At 65.0% G+C, this 19,233-nt stretch carries 19 protein-coding genes; 11 read left to right on the forward strand and 8 right to left on the reverse strand.

Annotated elements, in window-relative coordinates; genetic code table 11:
• Positions 1-34: 34 nt before the first annotated feature.
• Complete coding sequence (locus tag ACREBX_RS00915) at positions 35-412, reverse strand: DOPA 4,5-dioxygenase family protein (RefSeq protein ID WP_431559872.1); 378 nt, start codon at positions 410-412, stop codon at positions 35-37.
• Between the two features lie 244 nt (positions 413-656).
• On the opposite strand from ACREBX_RS00915, the gene ACREBX_RS00920 reads away from it, so the two are divergent.
• The 4 genes from ACREBX_RS00920 to ACREBX_RS00935 all read left to right on the forward strand — a co-directional run bounded on the left by ACREBX_RS00920 (position 657) and on the right by ACREBX_RS00935 (position 3,960).
• On the forward strand, positions 657-1,946 hold the full coding sequence (locus ACREBX_RS00920; protein WP_431559873.1) for an adenylosuccinate synthase: 1,290 nt from the start codon (positions 657-659) through the stop codon (positions 1,944-1,946).
• Between the two features lie 94 nt (positions 1,947-2,040).
• Entirely contained in the window at positions 2,041-2,781 is a 741-nt protein-coding gene (locus tag ACREBX_RS00925; RefSeq protein ID WP_431559874.1) for a class I SAM-dependent methyltransferase, read from the forward strand.
• 79 nt (positions 2,782-2,860) lie between these two features.
• Positions 2,861-3,361 (forward strand): L,D-transpeptidase family protein, encoded by a 501-nt coding sequence (locus tag ACREBX_RS00930; protein ID WP_431559875.1) that lies wholly within the window; start codon positions 2,861-2,863, stop codon positions 3,359-3,361.
• 8 nt (positions 3,362-3,369) lie between these two features.
• On the forward strand, positions 3,370-3,960 hold the full coding sequence (locus ACREBX_RS00935) for an NADPH-dependent FMN reductase (RefSeq protein ID WP_431559876.1): 591 nt from the start codon (positions 3,370-3,372) through the stop codon (positions 3,958-3,960).
• Here ACREBX_RS00935 and ACREBX_RS00940 read toward each other — a convergent pair.
• On the reverse strand, positions 3,957-5,270 hold the full coding sequence (locus ACREBX_RS00940) for a spinster family MFS transporter (protein WP_431559877.1): 1,314 nt from the start codon (positions 5,268-5,270) through the stop codon (positions 3,957-3,959). The genes ACREBX_RS00935 and ACREBX_RS00940 overlap by 4 nt on opposite strands.
• A gap of 111 nt (positions 5,271-5,381) precedes the next feature.
• Here ACREBX_RS00940 and ACREBX_RS00945 point away from each other — a divergent pair, with 111 nt between their 5' ends.
• Entirely contained in the window at positions 5,382-6,977 is a 1,596-nt protein-coding gene (locus ACREBX_RS00945; protein ID WP_431559878.1) for an amidase, read from the forward strand.
• A gap of 175 nt (positions 6,978-7,152) precedes the next feature.
• Here the strand turns inward: ACREBX_RS00945 and ACREBX_RS00950 are convergent, their stop codons facing one another.
• The gene (locus ACREBX_RS00950; RefSeq protein ID WP_431559879.1) at positions 7,153-7,638 is read right to left on the reverse strand and encodes a DUF2721 domain-containing protein; all 486 of its coding nucleotides are present in this window, start codon (positions 7,636-7,638) and stop codon (positions 7,153-7,155) included.
• Positions 7,635-8,849, reverse strand: coding sequence for an LL-diaminopimelate aminotransferase (locus ACREBX_RS00955; protein WP_431559880.1), 1,215 nt, complete (start codon positions 8,847-8,849; stop codon positions 7,635-7,637). Before ACREBX_RS00955 ends, ACREBX_RS00950 begins: the two co-directional genes overlap by 4 nt.
• Positions 8,850-8,964: 115 nt before the next feature.
• On the opposite strand from ACREBX_RS00955, the gene ACREBX_RS00960 reads away from it, so the two are divergent.
• The 3 genes from ACREBX_RS00960 to clpS all read left to right on the forward strand — a co-directional run bounded on the left by ACREBX_RS00960 (position 8,965) and on the right by clpS (position 12,181).
• Entirely contained in the window at positions 8,965-10,743 is a 1,779-nt protein-coding gene (locus ACREBX_RS00960; protein ID WP_431559881.1) for a PHA/PHB synthase family protein, read from the forward strand.
• A gap of 122 nt (positions 10,744-10,865) precedes the next feature.
• Entirely contained in the window at positions 10,866-11,618 is a 753-nt protein-coding gene (locus ACREBX_RS00965) for a phasin family protein (RefSeq protein WP_431559882.1), read from the forward strand.
• Positions 11,619-11,815: 197 nt separating this feature from the next.
• Positions 11,816-12,181 carry an ATP-dependent Clp protease adapter ClpS gene (gene clpS / locus ACREBX_RS00970; protein ID WP_431559883.1) on the forward strand — a complete coding sequence of 122 codons (366 nt, stop codon included), beginning with the start codon at positions 11,816-11,818 and terminating at the stop codon, positions 12,179-12,181.
• A gap of 1 nt (position 12,182) precedes the next feature.
• Here clpS and ACREBX_RS00975 read toward each other — a convergent pair whose 3' ends face one another.
• Positions 12,183-12,674 (reverse strand): winged helix-turn-helix transcriptional regulator, encoded by a 492-nt coding sequence (locus tag ACREBX_RS00975; protein ID WP_431559884.1) that lies wholly within the window; start codon positions 12,672-12,674, stop codon positions 12,183-12,185.
• A gap of 66 nt (positions 12,675-12,740) precedes the next feature.
• On the opposite strand from ACREBX_RS00975, the gene ACREBX_RS00980 reads away from it, so the two are divergent.
• Positions 12,741-13,472, forward strand: coding sequence for an SDR family oxidoreductase (locus ACREBX_RS00980; RefSeq protein ID WP_431559885.1), 732 nt, complete (start codon positions 12,741-12,743; stop codon positions 13,470-13,472).
• 183 nt (positions 13,473-13,655) lie between these two features.
• Positions 13,656-14,255, forward strand: a complete 600-nt coding sequence (locus tag ACREBX_RS00985; protein ID WP_431559886.1) for a 2-hydroxychromene-2-carboxylate isomerase — start codon at positions 13,656-13,658, stop codon at positions 14,253-14,255.
• Here the strand turns inward: ACREBX_RS00985 and ACREBX_RS00990 are convergent.
• Positions 14,252-15,172, reverse strand: coding sequence for a DMT family transporter (locus ACREBX_RS00990; RefSeq protein WP_431559890.1), 921 nt, complete (start codon positions 15,170-15,172; stop codon positions 14,252-14,254). The genes ACREBX_RS00985 and ACREBX_RS00990 overlap by 4 nt on opposite strands.
• A gap of 59 nt (positions 15,173-15,231) precedes the next feature.
• Complete coding sequence (locus ACREBX_RS00995; RefSeq protein WP_431559887.1) at positions 15,232-16,248, reverse strand: DUF3011 domain-containing protein; 1,017 nt, start codon at positions 16,246-16,248, stop codon at positions 15,232-15,234.
• A gap of 287 nt (positions 16,249-16,535) precedes the next feature.
• On the opposite strand from ACREBX_RS00995, the gene murA reads away from it, so the two are divergent.
• Positions 16,536-17,819, forward strand: coding sequence for a UDP-N-acetylglucosamine 1-carboxyvinyltransferase (murA, locus tag ACREBX_RS01000; RefSeq protein ID WP_431559888.1), 1,284 nt, complete (start codon positions 16,536-16,538; stop codon positions 17,817-17,819).
• Here murA and ACREBX_RS01005 read toward each other — a convergent pair.
• Positions 17,806-19,074 carry an alpha/beta hydrolase family protein gene (locus ACREBX_RS01005; protein ID WP_431559889.1) on the reverse strand — a complete coding sequence of 423 codons (1,269 nt, stop codon included), beginning with the start codon at positions 19,072-19,074 and terminating at the stop codon, positions 17,806-17,808. The genes murA and ACREBX_RS01005 overlap by 14 nt on opposite strands.
• Between the last annotated feature and the right edge of the window lie 159 nt (positions 19,075-19,233).

Genomic DNA, 19,233 nt, shown 5'->3' on the forward strand with positions numbered 1-19,233 from the left:
TCTGGGCCCCGGCTTTCGCCGGGGAACAATAAGGTCAGAAGTCCGAAATTCCGAAACGCGGAATGCCCTGATTGACCCCCGGCGGATCGAGCACGGTCACGTCGAGTTCGACGGGTTCGCCGATCCAGTGCGCCAGCGTCGTATGGTCGGCCAGATCGTCATCGGTGAGCGGGTGCACCAGCGCGCGCAGCCCCGTCGCCTCGATCGTCGCGACGACCGCCGGAACCGCTGCACCGAGGAAATGCACCTCATATTGCGCAATCGGGTGCGGCCCAGCGGCGCCGTCGGTCATATCGCCGACGAACAGGATCGCGGGATCGCGGCCGAAGCTGTCGCGCAGTTCGGTCGCGGCGGCACGCTCGGCTTCGTCGTAATAGATATGGGCGTGATAGGGGTCATCGGGGTCGATCATGGTTTCTCCTTATCCCTCTCCTTCAGGGGAGGGCAGCGAGACTTGCCAACTCGCTGGCTAGTCGCAGCGGGTGGGGTCCATCGGCCTTGCGCGAGGCCGATGGACCCCACCCCAACCCCTCCCCTAAAGGGGAGGGGCCTTAATTGCGCAACCGCGCCACTGCCCTTGCCTCTCTGGCCAAATCCGCTAAGGCCGCGCCGGGCCGCGCCGGTTGTTTTGGGGCCTAGTTCAGCAGGACAGCATCATGGCAAATGTTACCGTCATCGGGTCGCAATGGGGCGACGAGGGCAAGGGCAAGATCGTCGACTGGCTCGCCAGCCGCGCCGACGCCGTGGTCCGTTTCCAGGGCGGTCACAACGCCGGCCATACGCTCGTCGTCGGCGAGCAGGTCTACAAGTTGTCGTTGCTCCCCTCGGGTATCGTCACCGGCACGCTGTCGATCATCGGCAATGGCGTCGTGCTCGATCCTTGGGCGCTGCGCGACGAGATCACCAAGCTGCGCGGCCAGGGGGTTGCCATCAACCCCGAGAATTTCGCGATCGCCGACAATTGCGCGCTGATCCTGCCGTTCCACCGCGACCTCGACGCGCTGCGTGAGACCGCGGCGGGCGCGGGCAAGATCGGCACCACCGGGCGCGGCATCGGCCCCGCCTATGAAGACAAGGTCGGCCGCCGCGCGCTGCGCGTCTGCGACCTCGCCCACCTCGACAAGCTCGAACCGCAACTCGATCGCCTGACCGCGCACCACGACGCGCTGCGTGCCGGCTTCGGCGAGCCGCCGATCGACCGCGAGCGGCTGGTCGCCGACCTGACCGAAATCGCCGACTATGTGCTCGAATATGCGCAGCCGGTTTGGAAGCGCCTGAAGAAGGTCCGCAAGGCGGGCGCGCGCATCCTGTTCGAGGGCGCGCAGGGCGTGCTGCTCGACGTCGATCATGGCACCTATCCCTTCGTCACCAGCTCGAACACCGTCAGCGGCACCGCCGCGTCGGGTTCGGGCCTAGGACCCGGCGCCGTCGGCTTCGTGCTCGGCATCGCCAAGGCCTATACGACCCGCGTCGGCAGCGGCCCCTTCCCGACCGAGCTCGAGGACGAGATCGGCCAGAAGCTCGGCGAGCGCGGGCATGAATTCGGCACCGTGACGGGGCGCAAGCGCCGCTGCGGCTGGTTCGACGCCGTGCTCGTCCGCCAGAGCTGCGCGGTATCGGGCGTCACTGGTATCGCGCTCACCAAGCTCGACGTCCTCGACGGTTTCGACACGATTCGCATCTGCACCGGTTACCGGCTGCGCGGCAAGATCCTCGACTATTTCCCCGCCCATTCGGCCGATCAGGCCGAGGTCGAGCCGATTTACGAGGAAATGGACGGCTGGCAGGAAACGACGGCCGGCGCACGCAGCTATGCCGACCTGCCCGCGCAGGCGATCAAATATATCCAGCGCGTGCAGGAACTGATCGAAACCCCGATCGCGCTCGTGTCGACCAGCCCCGAGCGCGAGGATACGATCCTGATCCGCGACCCGTTCAGCGACTGACGATCCGGTGCCGGTCGTCGCATAAGCGCGGCGGTCGGACGCAAGTCTCGTAGCCGTCACTGAACTGCCATCGGCCGTCACTAGTTGGCTGCGGATGACAAGCCGCGAAACGACGCAGCTCTTGGCGCGTCCCGATATGTACGATGCCTTGCCGCGCCCGGCGCGCGAACGGATCGAGGTCATCGCTTTCGGCGCGATCCAGTGGCCATGGCTGCTGCGCTCGCTGTGGGGCGGACGCAAGGCGGACAAGGCCGCGCTGCTGCACCGGCTCGACCTTGCCGACGATGCCTTGCCGCATCTCGGCAGCTGGAAGGCCGACACGCGCTTCCTGACCCACATCGTCGATGCCATCGAGCAACTCCGCCCCGCGACGGTCGTCGAACTCGGCTGCGGCGCGAGCAGCCTTGTGATCGCGAAGGCATTGTCGCTGTTCGGCGGCGGGCGGCTGATCAGTTACGACCAGCATCCGATATTCGTCGCCGCCACCGCGAACTGGCTGGCGAGCCAGGGCGTCACAGCCGATTTGCGCCACGCGCCGCTCGGCTTGCCGCCGGGCGATTGGCCGGGGCTCTGGTATCAGCTTGCCGACCTGCCGACCGACATCGGCCTGCTGGTGATCGACGGGCCGCCATGGGCGCTGCACCCGCTGGTACGCGGCGCCGCCGAATCGCTGTTTCCGCGCCTCGCCGACGGCGCGATGATCCTGCTCGACGATGCCGCGCGCCCCGGCGAGCGCCTTGTCGCGCGGCGCTGGCAGAAAAGATGGCCGCAGATCGACTTCGCCTATGACCGGTCGGGAACGAAGGGCACGCTGATCGGCCGGGTGACCGGCTAGCGCGGCGACGAAGCCCGCGACCCACGGCGCAGCACTGGCAACCACTTGCCGGGCCGTGCCAAAGTCGTAGGGTCGCCCGATGCCCCGCGCCTCGCCCCTCGCCTGCCTGCTCCTTGCCGCGTGCGGCGCCGCGAGTTCGCAGCCGCCGCTGCCCGCGGGCACCAAGGCCGACCGGCTGCTTGTCGACAAGAGCGACCGCGTGCTGATCGCTTACGCCGGGAGCCGTGAGATCGTGCGCTATACGGGCATTCGCTTCGGCGACATGCCGACGGGGCACAAGCAGTTCGAGGGCGACGAACGCACGCCCGAGGGGCGCTACACGATCAGCGGCCGCAATCCGAAGAGCGCCTATCATCTGTCGCTGCGCATATCCTTTCCGGGCGCCGCGGACCGCGCCTTTGCCAAGGCGAAGGGGCGTTCGCCTGGCGGCGATATTTTCATTCACGGCCAGCCGAACGCCTGGCCCGGGCCGCCGATCGCGCGCGACTGGACCGACGGCTGTATCGCGCTGTCGAACGCCGAGATAAAACAGCTGTGGGACCTCGTGCCCGACGGTATCCCGATCACCATCCAACCCTAGGAACCGCCATGTCCCGCCACATCCTCGTCTTTTATGGCAGCTATCGCCGCGACCGGCAGGGCATCAAGCTCGCGCAGTGGATCGTCGAGGCGATCAAGGCGCGCGGAGACAGCGCCGAACTGATCGATGCCAAGGCGGTGGATCTCCCGATGCTCGACCGGATGTACAAGGAATATCCCAAAGGCGAGGCACCGGCGGCAATGGAAGAGCTCGCGGGCAATATCCGCGCCGCCGACGGTTTCCTGTTCGTCGCCGGCGAATATAATTGGGGGCCGCAGCCGGGGCTCAAGAACCTCACCGACCATTATCTGGAGGAATGGTTCTGGCGCCCCGCGGCGATCGCCTGTTATTCCGCCGGCTCCTTTTCCGGGGTGCGCGCGATGATGGGATGGCGCGACATTCTGGGCGAGATGGGGATGGCGGTAATTTCGTCGATCCTGCCGGTCGCACGGATCGGCAAGCTTTTCGACGCCGAAGGCCAGCCCACCGGCGACGATGCGAAACAGCTCGAACGGCTGTTTCCGCGCTTTGCCGACGACCTCAATTGGTGGATCGACGCCGCGAAGGCGCAGCGCGCGAAGGTCGACCCGCCCTATTAACCCGACTTGAGTTCGGCGTTGAGACGCAGGCTCGCGCGCCAGAAGAAGAAGGCGGGGATGAGGCCGAGCCACGCCGCACCATACAGCACCCACCGCACGCTCTCCTGCCCCGCCACGGGCGCGAGCGCGTCGGACAAAACTCCGAACAGGAACGGCCCGAAGCCCAGCCCGATCAGATTTTGCCCGAACAGCATGATCGACGCCGCGACGGCACGTGCCTGCGGACGCACCAGCCCCTGCACACAGCCATAGGCCGGGCCGTAATAGGCCGTATTGAGGATCGTCGGAATGATGAGCAGCGCGACGGCGACGCGCCAATCCTCCATGAAATAGCCGAGGAACAGGATCGGCGCGGCGAACGCCATGCCAAAGGCCGGGAAAGTCAGGATGTGCCGTTTGTCGCGCGCGCCGAACTTGTCCGCCATCTTGCCGCCGAGCCAGGTGCCGAGCACCCCGGCGAGCCCCAGCACGACCGCCATCGACAGTCCCGCTTCGGTCGTCGACAACCCGTGGCTGCGGATGAAGAAGCTGATCGTCCACAGCGCCTTGCCATAGCCGAGGAAGGCGACGACCGACGATGCAATCAATATGTAGACGAACGCGCGCGAGGCGAAGATTTCGCGCATCGCCTCGCCGGTCGAGAGCGGCACCACGGCGGCGGCGGTCGCCGCAGCTTCGGCGGTGCGGCTGTGCCGCGGCTCGCGCATCACGAACAGCACGACGAGCGCGAGCAGCAGGCCCGGCGCGCCGACGAGCATCAGCGCGACGCGCCAGCCGTAGAGATCGTTGACGATGCCGCCGATAATCAGCCCAAGCAGCGATCCGATCGGCACGCCAAGGCCATAGAAAGCGATCGCCGACGAGCGTTTTTCGGGGGCGACGCTGTCCGAAATCAGCGAGTGTGCCGCGGGCGTACACCCCGCCTCGCCCACGCCGACGCCGATACGCGCGAAGAGCAATTGCACGAAATTCTGCGCAAGCCCGCACACCGCGGTCATCGCCGACCATATTGCGAGCGCGAGTGCGATCAGGCGGACGCGGTTCGTGCCGTCCTTGTCGGCATAGCGCGCGATCGGGATGCCGAGCAGCGCGTAGAAAACCGCGAAGGCAGGGCCAGCGAGCAGGCCGAGCTGCGTGTCGGACAAGCCGAGGTCGGCCTTGATCGGTTCGGCGAGGATGTTGACGATCTGCCGGTCGAGGAAGTTGAAGATATAGACGATTAGCAGGATCCACAGCATCGTCCGCGTCTCTGCGGAAACGCCGGTGGCCGGTGAGGCGATGCCCTGCGACGAGGCAGCTTTATCGGTCATTTATATCTCCCGCCGCCAAGGGAGCAGACCGGGGGGAGTGGTGTCAACGCCATTGGGGCGAACCGAAAATGCCCGCTTGCAATTGCCGCTACGGCTGCCAGCGTGCAGGCCATGCAAAAAATTTCGCTGCTCGCCGCCGCCCCCCTTCTTGTCATCGCTCCCACCGCCGCCCCGGTCTCCGCAATGCCGCCGCCGCTTCCCGAGGTCGAGGGCAAGGACGCCGCGACGCTGCGCGCCGAAATGGAGAGCGGGCGGATTTACGAAGGGCTGACCGCGCTCGTCTATCTCGACCGGATCGGACGGATCGATGACTATGGGCCAAAGCTCGACGCCGTCATCGCGACGATGTCGCAGACGGATCTCAGCGCCGAGGGGAAGCGGCTCTATGACGAGCGCATGGCGGGCAAGGCGCGCGGCCCGCTCCATGGCATCCCCATCCTGCTCAAGGACAATATCGAAGCGGCCGGGCCGCTTCCCACGACCGCGGGTTCGCTCGCGCTGAAGGACAATGTGACGAACCGCGATGCGCCGCTCGTCGCAAGGCTGCGCGATGCGGGCGCGATCATCCTCGGCAAGACGAACCTCAGCGAATGGGCAAACATCCGTTCGGACAATTCGACGAGCGGGTGGAGCGCGATTGGCGGCCTGACGAAGAATCCGTATGCGCTCGACCGCAACACCTGCGGCTCGTCGTCGGGCAGCGCCGCCGCAGTCGCGGCGAGCCTCGCGCCGCTCGCGATCGGCACCGAAACCGATGGATCGATCACCTGCCCCGCCGGGGTCAATGGCGTTGTCGGCTTCAAACCGACCGTCGGCCTCGTCAGCCGCACCCATATCGTCCCGATCAGCCACAGCCAGGATACTGCGGGGCCGATCACGTTGATGGTGCGCGACGCCGCGGCGGTGATGAGCGTGATCGCGGGCAGCGACCCCACCGACCCCGCAACCGCCGAAGCCGACGCGCGCAAGACCGACTATGTCGCCGCGCTGTCGCCCGACGCACTCAAGGGCAAGCGCATCGGCGTGATGCGCGACCGGGTCGGCGACCGCGCCGACATCGTCGCGCTGTTCGACACGGCGCTGAAGCAGATGGAAAGTCTTGGCGCGACGCTGGTCGAGATCGCCGACAGCCGGAAAGGCAATGAGGGACTCGGCGCCGCCGAATTCGAAATCTTGCTCACCGAACTCAAGGCCGACATGGCGACCTATCTGGGCGGCCTGCCGAATGCGAATGCGCCGAGGTCGCTCGCCGATGTCATCGCGTTCAACAAGGCGAACCCCGACGAGCTCAAATGGTTCGACCAGGGAATTTTCGAACTCGCCGAGAGCAAGGGCGGGCTCGACAGCCCCGCCTATCTCGCCGCGCGCGAAAAGGCGGTCCGGCTCGCGGGGCCCGAGGGTATCGACCGGTTGCTGAAGACCTATGGCGTCGATCTGCTTATCGGGGTCACCAACGGCCCCGCGTGGGTCAGCGATCTGGTCAAGGGCGACAGCTACAAGAGCCCCGGCACCAGCCAGCTCCCCGCCGTCGCCGGCTATCCGCACCTGACCGTGCCGATGGGAGCGGTGGAAGGGCTGCCGATCGGCCTCTCGTTCATCGGCGCCAAATGGAGCGACGCCCACATATTGGCCGCGGGCTATGCTTATGAACAAGCGAGCCGGAAGCGCGTGGCGCCAAGCTATCGGGCGAGCGTTATCGCTGACTAGAACCTGATCGTCTTTGATTGAAGCATTATAAAAGAGGCCCGTGTCCCCGCGAAGGCGGGGATCCATCTCCTGCCGGTTCAAAATAGCGCCAACGGGAGATGGGCTCCCGCCTTCGCGGGAGCACACAGCTTATTCAATCAAAGACAATCACGCTCTAGCCCTCGCCCTGCGTCTATCAGCGCCGGTCGCTCCGCCGCTTCCAGCCCATTTCCTCGAGCTCGAGCAACTCCATCGGCACGTGAATCGCGCGCACCGCAAGCCGCACCTCGACGAGGAAAAGGATCAGCGACACGAGCAGCAACAGCATCGCGACCGCAAAGGCCCATGACGCGGCGACGCCGAGGTTGATGCCGGTAAATGCCTGCGTGAACAGCAGCGCGACGAGCAGGCAAACGACGATCCCGCACGCGACGGCGGAGAGGATCGAATTGTTGATGATCCCCATCCTGCGATCGGCGATGCGCAGTTCGGCAACGATACGCTCATGTTCGAGGCCCTCGGTCTCGGACCAGCGCTCCATCAGATTGCGCGACCGGTCGACGACGCGCGCGAGGCGGCCCGCGATGACGTTGAGCAGGCTGCCGGTCGCGACCAGCAGGAACACCGGCGTGACCGACAGCTGAATCGTCTGCGCAATCGCGCCGGCGTCGAGGCTCATCATCCCCCGGCGGCAACCGACGGCGTGTTCACGCCATGCATCGCGAGGAACTTGCGGATATTGCGTGCCGCCTGCCGGATGCGCTGCTCATTCTCGACCATCGCGATGCGGACATAACCTTCGCCGTCCTCGCCGTACCCGACCCCCGGTGCGACCGCGACCTTGGCGTGGGTGAGCAATTGCTTCGAGAATTCGAGACTGCCCATTTCCTTGAGAGCTGGCGGCAACGGCGCCCAGGCGAACATCGACGCCTTCGGGCTTGGAATGTCCCAGCCGGCGCGGCCAAAGCTTTCGACCATCACATCGCGGCGCTTCTGATACAGCTCGCGGTTCTTCTGGACGATGTCCTGCGGGCCGTTGAGCGCTGCACAGGCTGCGGCCTGGATCGGCGTGAAGGCGCCATAGTCGAGGTACGATTTCACGCGCGTCATCGCCGCAATCAGCCGCTTGTTGCCGACCGCAAAGCCCATGCGCCAGCCCGCCATCGAGTATGTTTTCGACATCGAGGTGAATTCGACCGCCACGTCCTTCGCGCCGGGAACCTGCAGGATCGAGGGGGTCGGGTTGCCGTCGTAATACAGCTCCGAATAGGCGAGGTCGGACAGCACCCAGACCTTGTTTTCCTTCGCCCACGCGACGAGCCGTTCGTAGAAGGCGAGATCAACCGCCTCGGCGGTCGGGTTCGACGGGTAATTGACGACGAGGATCGACGGGCGCGGCACGGTGAAGGCCATCGCGCGGTCGAGCGCGCGCCAGTAATTTTCGTCGGGCGTCGTCGGCACGCTGCGGATCGTCGCACCCGCGATGATGAAACCGAAGGTGTGAATGGGATAGCTGGGGTTCGGCGCCAGCACGACGTCGCCGGGGCCGGTGATCGCGGTCGCAAGGCTCGCGAGCCCTTCCTTCGACCCCATCGTCACGACGACTTCGCTCTCGGGATCGAGTTCGACGTTGAAGCGGCGCGCGTAATAATTCGCCTGCGCGCGGCGAAGCCCGGGAATGCCCTTCGACTGCGAATAGCCATGCGCGTCGGGCTTCATTGCGACTTCGCAGAGCTTCTCGATCACATGCGCCGGCGGCGGCAGGTCGGGGTTGCCCATCCCCAGGTCGATGATGTCTTCGCCCGCGGCGCGGGCGGCCGCACGCATCGCATTGACTTCGGCGATGACATAGGGCGGCAGGCGCTTGATGCGATAGAATTCATCTTCGGACATGGGAAACTAGAATAACTCCTTTGCGTTACTTGTGGGTTGACGCGAGCGGCAGCCTCGCCAGCCGCATCGCGGCTTGTTATAGGCATTATATCCGCACTGACCAGCAGGAACGAGCATGAGCGACGCAGACAAAAGCGAACCGAACGAAGCTCCGAATCCCTTCCTGCCATCACCCGACGACATGCAGCATTGGACGAGCGTGATCGGCCGCGCGCAGCAGATGATGCTCGAATATGCACTGGGTCAGGCGAATGACGGCAATGCGAGTGCGGCGGCGTTGTTCGACCCCGCCAAATGGATCGACAATCCGGCGACGAAGCTGTGGACCGAACAATCGTCGAAGATGTGGGATCAGGGGGTCGCCTTCTGGACCTCGCTCGCCAGCATCGGCCAGCCGATCACCCCCGATGCGCCGCCCGCCGATGCGAAGGATCGCCGCTTCACCGATGCCGAATGGACCGCCAATCCGGTCTTCGCGATGATCCGCCAGACCTATGGCCTGCTCGCCGAACAGATGCTCGCGACGACGCGCCAGTTCGAGGGGCTCGACCCCGCCGCGCGCGCGAAGATGGAATTCGCCGCGAAGGCGATGGCCGACGCGATGGCGCCGACCAATCTGGCGCTTACCAATCCCGAAGTGATCAAGCGCGCGGTCGAAACGCGCGGCGAAAGCCTGCTCAAAGGGCTCGGCCATATGCTGAGCGACCTGTCGCGCGGGCAATTGAGCCACGTCGATCCCGACGCGTTCGAGGTCGGGGTCAATATCGCGACGACGCCGGGCAAGGTGATCCACGAGACCGATCTTTACCAGCTGATCCACTATACGCCGACGACGAAGGAGGTGCTCGGCGTCCCGCTCCTCATCTTCCCGCCGTGGATCAACCGCTTCTATATCCTCGATTTGAACCCCGCGAAAAGCTTCGTCGCCTGGGCGGTCGAACAGGGGCTCAGCGTGTTCATGGTGTCGTGGAAGTCGGCCGATGCGTCGATGAGCGAAATTATTTGGGACGATTATATCGCGGCGCAGGTCGATGCCATCGACACGGTGCGCGCGGGGCTCGACGTCCCCGCGGTCCACACGATCGGCTATTGCGTCGCCGGCACCACGCTTGCGGCCACGCTCGCGATGCTGTCGGCGCGCGGCGAGGCCGACAAGGTGAAGTCGGTGACCTTCTTCACTGCGCAAGTCGATTTCGAACAGGCCGGCGACCTCAAGATGTTTGTCGACGACAGCTATCTGGCGCTGCTCGAGCAGCTTTCGGCGCCGGGCTTCCTCGACGGGCGCTATATGGCCGCGACCTTCAACTCGCTACGCGGGCGCGACCTCATCTGGAATTATGTCGTCAGCAATTATCTGCTCGGCAACGACTATCCGCCCTTCGACCTTCTCTATTGGAATGGCGATACGACGAACCTGCCCGCGAAGTGGCACCGGCAGTATCTGGTCGACCTCTATCGCGACAATCGCATGGTGATCCCGAACAGCCTGTCGGTGATGGGGACGCCGATCGACCTCAGGAAGATCGAGACCCCCGCGTTCATCCAGGCGGGGCGCGAGGATCATATCGCGCCGCTCGCCAGCGTCTGGCGCCTGATGGACCATCTGTCGGGGTCGAAGACCTTCCTGCTCGCGGGCTCGGGCCATATTGCGGGCGTGGTCAACCCGCCCGCCGCGGGCAAATATCAATATTGGACCGGCGATAGCGACGCCGCGACGCTCGATGAGTTTGTTGCAGGCGCGAGCGAGACCAAGGGCAGCTGGTGGCCACACTGGATCGGCTGGATTGCGGAACGGGATAGCGCGAAAACCGCCGTTAAGGGGGCGCGTATCCCCGGAAAAGGCGCCAAAAAGGCGATCGAAGACGCCCCCGGGCGTTATGTCAAACAGCGGTAATATCTAGCGAATATCCTGCCATCGGGGCGTAGCGACAAGAATTTTGTGCAGTGCACAAAAATATCCTTGAAATCGCCGCGCCGCTCCTATATTGTGCACTGCAACATAGAGGAGTAACACCGATGGCTACCAAGATGGATAGTGCCGAAAAGGCTTTCGAAGCCGCGACGCTGGAAACCCCGGCCAAGCCGGTGGCGACTCCCGCCGCGCCGGCCCCCGCTGCGGCTCCGGCCGTAGCGCAGGCTGAACCGGCCCCCGCACAGATCAAGACGGTGAAGGCAAAAGCCAAGCCGGCCGCGAAGAAGGCTGCTGCCCCCAAGGCGGCCGTCAAGAAGGTCGCTCCCAAGAAGGCGACCGTGAAAATTGCATCCAAGCCCCTTAAGGCCGCACCGAAGCCGGTTGCAGCCGCCACCAAAGGATTCAAGACCATGAACGACACCGTCAAGAAGTTCGCCGACGAAGCGAAGACCCGCACCGAAGCCCTGACCGCCGATTTCAACGCGAAGGCGAAGGAAGCGATGAGCAAGACCAGCAAGCTCGCTGAAGAAGCCGTCGAATTCAACAAGGCGAACGTCGAAGCACTCGTCGAAGCCGGCAAGATCGCTGCCAAGGGCATCGAAACGCTCGGCCAGGAAGGCGTCACCTATGCTCGCAAGAGCTTTGAAGACACGACCGCCGCGCTGAAGGGCTACACCGCCGTCAAGACCCCGGCCGACTTCTTCAAGCTCTATGCCGAAAACAGCAAGAAGGCTTTCGACGCCGCTGTTGCGCAGACCTCGAAGACCAGCGAACTCGTCGTCAAGCTGACGAACGAAAGCTTCGCGCCGATCTCGAACCGCGTTTCGGTCATCACTTCGAAGATGAAGGCCGCCTAAGGCGCTTTCACCTTCCATCGTTGGCGCGGGCACCCTCCCCCTCCCCTCCCGCCTGCGCCGACACCCCAAGGCCGCTCGCTTCCCCGGAAGCGGGCGGTTCTTGTTTTTGCGGCCACCCGATCCGGCTGGCGAACGAGAGGTTAAAATCCGCGCGCGCGCCTCTTGCGCTTCGCCCGCGGCTTGCGATATTCCTGCCCATGATGTTTCCTGCTGCAACCAACCACCCGCCCCGCGCGATGGCGGACAAGGACGACGGTTCGCCCGGCACCCCCGGCGTCGGCATCGCGACGCGTACGCGCGTAAAGGCCAAAAAGCCCTCGATGTACAAGGTGCTGCTGCTCAACGACGATTACACGCCGATGGAATTCGTCGTGATGGTGCTCCAGCGCTTCTTCAACATGGACATCGAACAGGCGACGCAGGTGATGCTGCACGTCCACCAGCAGGGCGTCGGCGTGTGCGGCGTGTTCAGCTATGAGGTCGCCGAGACCAAGGTGAACCAGGTGATGGACGCCGCGCGGCAGAACCAGCACCCGCTGCAATGCACGCTGGAAAAGGCGTAAGTTAAGCCGTTCGCGAAATCTGCTCGGCCTTGAGCGCCGGCGAAGCCTCGCCCTTCAAATCGCCATAGCCCAGCTCCGCGCCGCACCCCGGACAGATTTTCGCTGTCCCGACATCGGCGCCGCACGCGCGGTGCACATAGCGGATCGCGGGCCCATCCCCCGCCTCGCCCGGAGTATAGGCCCAGCGCTCGGACCAGTTCCGCATCGCGTACAGCACATCGAACAGCGCCTTGCCCTTGTCGGTGAGCCAATAGTCATGGCGCATTGGCCGCTCGCTATAGGCGCGGCGCTCGGCAACTCCCTCCGCCACAAGCATCTTGAGCCGCGCCGAGACCAGTTGCGGCCCAAGTCCTGTGTTCGCGGCGATCAGCTCGAAGCGACGCCGCCCGAAGAGCAGTTCACGCAGGATCAGCAGCACCGCGCGGTCGCCCAGCAGCTCGGCTGAGCGGCCGACGGGGCATAATGTATCCGATAGATCCGCGCGTTTGGGCAATGTTCACCTTTCCTCTTGTCACTATGATTATCATAGTTACTATGCCGCGCAAGAGGAGAGTCGCTCATGCCCAATCCCGCAGCCGTCATCATCGGAGCCGGGGACGCCACCGGCGGCGCGATCGCCCGCGCCTTTGCCGCCGAGGGCCTGACCGCCTGCGTCAATCGCCGGACACGCAACGCCGACCAGCTCGAAGCGCTCGCACAATCGATCCGCGACGAAGGGTATCAGGCGCGCGCCTTCCCCGGTGACGCGCGCGAAGAGGACGCGATGATCGCGCTGTTCGATCAGGTCGAGGCCGAGGTCGGCCCAGTCGAGGTTGCAGTGTTCAACATCGGCGCGAACGTCAATTTCCCGATCGGCGAGACGACGGTGCGCGTTTACACCAAGGTCTGGGAAATGGCGTGTCTCGGCGGGTTCCTGATGGGCCGCGAAGCCGCGAAACGCATGAGCCCGCGCGGCCGCGGCACGATCATCTTCACCGGCGCGACGGCGAGCCTGCGCGGCGGATCGGGTTTTTCCGCCTTCTCCGGCGCCAAGGGCGCGCTCCGCATGCTCGCGCAGTCGATGGCGCGCGAGCTGGGGCCGCAGGGCATCCACGTCGCGCACACGATTATCGACGGCGCGATCGACACCGATTTCATCAAGGGCCGCCACCCCGATTTCGACAATGCCAAGGCGCAGGATCTGATCCTCAACCCCGATGCGATCGCCGCCAATTATGTGATGCTCCACAAACAGCCCAAGAGCGCGTGGACGCATGAACTCGACCTCCGTCCCTGGGGAGAAAAATGGTAACGAGAATTCCCCTCTCCCGTCGGGAGAGGGTGTGAAGACTTGCCAGCTTGCTGGCTAGTCGTAGCTGGGTGAGGGGTTGTGCCCTATCGATAGCGCCGATCCCCTCATCCAACTCCGCCTAACCGCCTGCGGCGGTAAGGCTCCATATCCTTCTCCCGATGGGAGAAGAAAAGGACTGGACCGATGACCAAAACCCTCGAACTCATCTTCGATTTCGGCAGCCCCAACGCCTATCTTTGCATGAAGGCGCTCCCCGAACTGCTCGACCGCACCGGCGCCGACCTGATCATCACACCGTGCCTGCTAGGCGGCATCTTCAAGGCAACGGGCAATAAGGCGCCGATGATCCAATACGCCGACGCACCCGCGAAACTCGCCTATGAAAACCTCGAAATGCGGCGCTTCATCGAACGGTACGGCCTCACCAAATTCCGCGTCAATCCGCACTTCCCGGTCAACACGCTGACGATCATGCGCGGCGCGGTCGTCGCCGACGACGAAGGCAATCTCGACGACTATGTCGACGCCGTGAACCGCGCGATGTGGGAGGATGGCCTCAAGATGGACGACCCGGAAGTGATCGCGACCTTCCTGTCGGCGAACGGCTTCGACGGCCCCGCGCTCCTCGCTCGCACGCAGGAGCCCGAAATCAAGGCAAGGCTGATCGCCAACACCGAAGCCGCGGTCGCACGCGGCGCGTTCGGTATCCCGACCTTCTTCGTCGGCAGCGAGATGTTCTTCGGCAAGGACCGGCTGGCGCAGGTCGAAGAGGCGCTGGCTTAAGCCTGGGCCGCGGGCTGCGGACGCCCGGCGACCAATATCCCGGCGACGATCAACGCCAGCCCGACGATGTGGAACAGGTGAAGCTGCTCGCCGAGGAACAGCATCGCGAGGCCCGCGCCCATGAGCGGCATCACATTCATATATTGCCCCGTCGCCGCCGAGCCGAGCAGCTCGACCCCGCGATTGAAGAAGAGGTAGGCGAGGAACGACGGAAAGATCGAGACATAGGCGATCGCAAGCGCACTGCCCGTCACCGGTACGATCAGCCGCCCCGACCACAGCTCATGCGTGTAAAAGGGTGCGATCACCGCGATGCCGACCGCCATCGAGGCCGCGAGGAAGCTCAGCGGATGAACCGCGGGCCGACGGCGGAGCAGCACCGAATAGAGCGCCCATAGCAGCACCGCGCCGCCGATGATCGCGTCGCCGAGATTGAGCTGCAACCCCCACAGCATCGCCGGGTCGCCGCGCGCGATAATCGCAAGCACGCCGGTGAGCGAGATCAGCACGCCCACGATCTGGCGCGGGGTTGTGCGGTCGCCCATCACCAATGCGCCCACGACGAGAACGAGCGCCGGCAGCGCCGACTGGATCAACATCGAATTGAGCGCGGTGGTGCTCTGCAACCCGGTGTAAAGCAGGATGTTGAACGAGCCGATCGCCAGTGCGCCGAGCAGCGCGACGATCGGCCAGTTCGCGCGCAATATGGGCCAGTCGCGCTTGAGATGCGGCCAGGCGAGCGGGAGCAGCAAGGCGAGCGCGAAGGTCCAGCGCCAGAAAGACAAGGCGGCGGGCGGCACCAGATCGCGCGCCGCGCGCCCGACGATCGAATTCCCGGCCCAGAATAGCGCGGTCACCGTCAGCAGCGGATAGGCCCGCGACCAGATTGCCGCGGCCGACCCGCCTTCCTTCATCATCACGCGCATCCCGCCTTCACCCGAAAATCGGCCCCGGATAGCGGACGCCCGCTTCCTGTCTAGGTGAAGTCGAGCTGGATGATGTCGCTCGGCGTCGCGCGGCAATACATTTCGATCTGCTTGGCGCCGTCGGGATAGGTCGCCGTCATCGTCGCACGGATGCGCCAGCCGCCATTGCCCTGCTCGAGCGAGATCAGCTTGTCGTAGGACAGCCGGGTTCCGCCGGTGACCCCGATCTGCCGCGCAGCGTCGGTCATGCAATTCTGCACCGACGGCCGCGCCGCGCTGGGCAAGGCCGAAAGGTTGGCGCTCAGTGCTGCCGGAGGACCGGCGGGATAGGTCGGCGTCGCCGTATCCTCGGGCGTCGTCGTCTGCTCGGTCGCTGCTTTCTTTTTCTTCCCGCTCGCGAGCAGCGCAATCAACCCGCCTGCGACGACGATGCCGCCGATGATCAGTCCGGTGCTGGGTCCCTTATCCTTGTCTTTCTCGGGCGGGCGCGAATTCCGATAGCCATAGCCGAACTCGGCGCGGCAGCCCTTGTCGACCCAGATATAGTCGCTGGTGTAACCCCATTGGCGTCCGGCATTGCACTTGCCGGCGATCTGGCGCGTCAGTTCGACGCGATCGTTCGTGCGGACATTGCACTGCTGATATTTATAGCTCCACGATTCGCAGTTCATCGTGCCCGCAAAATCGTTGACGGGTTGAGGCAGCGGCGTCGGATAGCCGCCATCATTGGCATAGCCATAAGCGAATTCGGCGCGGCAGCCGCCCGACACCCAGATCTGGTTGGCGGTGAAACCCCAGTCGCGCCCCTTCGAACAGCGCCCGCCGATCACGCGCTGCAGGTCGACGCGATTACCGGTGCGAACATTGCAGCGCTGCATCTGGTTGTTCCGCGATTCGCAGCGGATCGTCCCCTGATAACCATAGCCATCGCCGGGACGCGGCGGCTGAATCTGCGGACCGCCGGGCGGCGGATAAGGCAAGGTCGTTGCTTGCGGCAGGGCTGGGACGGCCAGCTGGCTGGCGATCAACGTGGCCGTAGTGACGATTGTGACGACATTATTCCGCATGACCTTACTCCCCTGTGAAAAGTCGTTCCGTTTACGCTTGCCCTTGTTCGACCCAAATATTGACCTGAATAGTTTCATATTCCGGACCGGAAAGCCACGGCGAAAGCCCATTGTCATCGCGGACGACTTAACCATGGTGACGACTTCGCCTGTTCCGCCGGATCTATTGGCTTTCGCCCCCGGATCACGCCACCGCAACAGGGGAGCCAAGGGCGGCGCGGGTTATCTTCCGCAGTCATGCTCCCAGCGCCGCTTGCGCGCGCATGCGCATGCGCTAAAGACAGCCGATGGATCAGATCGTCATTCGCGGCGGCCAGCGACTCAAGGGCCGAATCCCCATCTCCGGCGCCAAGAATGCGGCGCTCACCTTGCTGCCTTGCGCGCTGCTCACCGACGAGCCGCTGACGCTCAGGAACTTGCCGCGGCTCGCCGACGTCGACGGCTTTGGTCACCTGCTCAACCAGCTCGGCTGCTCGACGACGATCGAGGGATCGCGCCCCGAGGATTTCGGCCGCGTGATGACCGCGCGCACGACGACACTGACGTCGACCGTCGCGCCCTATGACATCGTCCGCAAGATGCGCGCGTCAATCCTCGTGCTCGGCCCGCTGCTCGCGCGCGCGGGCGAGGCGACGGTATCGCTGCCCGGCGGCTGCGCGATCGGCAACCGCCCGATCGACCTGCATCTGAAAGCCCTGGAAGCCTTTGGCGCCCAGATCGAGCTAACCTCGGGTTATGTGAAGGCCGTCGCGCCGGGCGGACGCCTCGCGGGCGGCAAGTTCACCTTCCCGGTCGTGTCGGTCGGCGCGACCGAAAATGCGCTGATGGCCGCGTCGCTCGCCAAGGGCACCTGCGTCCTCGAAAATGCGGCGCGCGAGCCCGAGATCGTCGACCTGTGCAACTGCCTCGTCGCGATGGGCGCGCATATCGAGGGCATCGGCACCGAAACCTTGATCATCGAGGGCGTCGACCGCCTGCACGGCGCTACCTATCGCGTCATGGCCGACCGCATCGAGGCAGGCAGCTACGCCTGCGCAGCGGTGATCACCGAAGGGGACGTCGAACTCGTCGGCGCGAAGGCTGACGAGATGGACGCGACGCTCGCGGCGCTCCGCCAGGCGGGCGCGACGGTCGAAGAAACCAAGGGCGGCATCCGCGTCGCGATGTCGGGCCGCGCCGAACCCGTTACCCTGTCGACCGCGCCTTACCCGGGCTTCGCGACCGACATGCAGGCGCAGTTCATGGCGATGGCGACGCTCGGCAAGGGCGCCTCGCTGTTCACCGAAACGATCTTCGAGAACCGCTACATGCACGTGCCCGAGCTGGCGCGCATGGGCTGCGACATCGACGTGCGCGGCCGCAGCGCGGTGGTGCGCGGGGTCGACAAGCTGATCGGCGCGCCCGTGATGGCAACCGACCTGCGCGCCTCGATGAGCCTGATCATCGCCGGCCTTGCCGCCGAGGGCACGACCGAAGTCAACCGCGTCTATCACCTCGACCGCGGTTACGAGCGGCTCGAAGAAAAGCTGCAGGCCGTCGGCGCCGATATCGAGCGGATCAGCGCGGGGTAAGCCGCTGTGCACGGCCGTAGGTGCCGCGCACGTCGCGCTTGATCCAGTCGGCGAGCAATTTCAGATAGCCGTCGGTGATCCGCGTGACGTTGCGCGATCCGTCGGCATTCGTGCTGAATTCGAACATGCCATGGTCGGTGTCGGGGAAAAGATAGACGTCGACCGGCTTGCCCGCTTTCGCGAGCCCGAGCAGCGCGCCGCGTGTCGTCTCGATCGGCGCCTCGCGGTCCTCGCCTGCGAGCACCCATAGCAACGGCGCATCGAGCTTCTGAAGCGCCGCGACCGCATCATAGTCCCAGATGAGTTCGAGATTGTCGACGCGCGCGCGGCCGATACGGCGCAGATCCTCGTTCGGCATGCGCGCGATCGCGCCGCTATATTCGCCCTCGATCTTCGCGGCCCACGGCTTGTCCGCCATTTCGGCCCGCACCGCGTCGAGCGCGTCATAGCCGGTGCGAAAATCGGAGAGCAGTAGCTTGCCGGTCGCGTCCGACAGCCGCCCGACGAGCGCCTCGGCGTCCCGGCCGAGCCCCACCGCACGGACTTCCGACACCATCTGTTCGCGGTCTTCCTCGATCGGCGAGGCGACGAGCCCGAAACCGATCGCGACGAAATCGGCCTTGGTCCGCGTCGCGGCGAGCGGGGCGACCCAGCCGCCCTGGCTGCCGCCGAAAAAGCCTGCGCGACCGAAGCGGCCTGCCGTCATGCTGCGCGCCTGATCGAGTGCGTGCGCCGCATCCTCCGCGAGCAGTTCGAAATTCTGGGTATATTCGCCCTCGGAACCGCCGGTGCCGCGCTTGTCGTAAACGAAGACCGAAATCCCCTGCGCGGCCATCGCGTAGCCATAGACGCCGCCGATCGGCGAAGTGCGTTCGGAGCCGTGCACCATCACGACGAGCGGCCGCTTGGTGTCGGGCGCGCCCGGCGGCTCGATCAACACGCCGGTCATTTTGCTGCCGACGCTGTCGAAGGTCGCTTGTGACTCGCGAAAGGCGACGGGCTCCCAGCGCTTGCCGCCGACGGTCACGTCGCCGGTTCCGCAGGTCAGGCGCGCGCCGGCATCGGTGGTCGCGCCGCGGCGGCCGTCGCGAAACAGATAGCGCAGTCCCGGCGCCGCAACCGCCGGTGACTTCGCCAGCACGACGAAATCGCCGTCGGGGGCGGCATAGGTGCCGGGCGTGCAGGCGGTCTGCGCCAAAGCCGGCGTTGCCGGAAGCGTAGCGAGAAGGAGAAGAGTGCCGATGAGATGTTTCATGAGAGCGTCTTACTAAGGCAACACACTCTTGGCAACTAGGACCAATCGACATTCAGCCCATGGCGGTCTGCAAATGGCAATTTCCCGTGCTTCCGGTGCTCACGTACCAGATGTACGCTGCGCTCCGGGTCACGGAAAACCACCATTTTCGACTCACCC

This window comes from Sphingopyxis sp. (assembly GCF_050725655.1).
Taxonomy (GTDB): Bacteria; Pseudomonadota; Alphaproteobacteria; order Sphingomonadales; family Sphingomonadaceae; genus Sphingopyxis.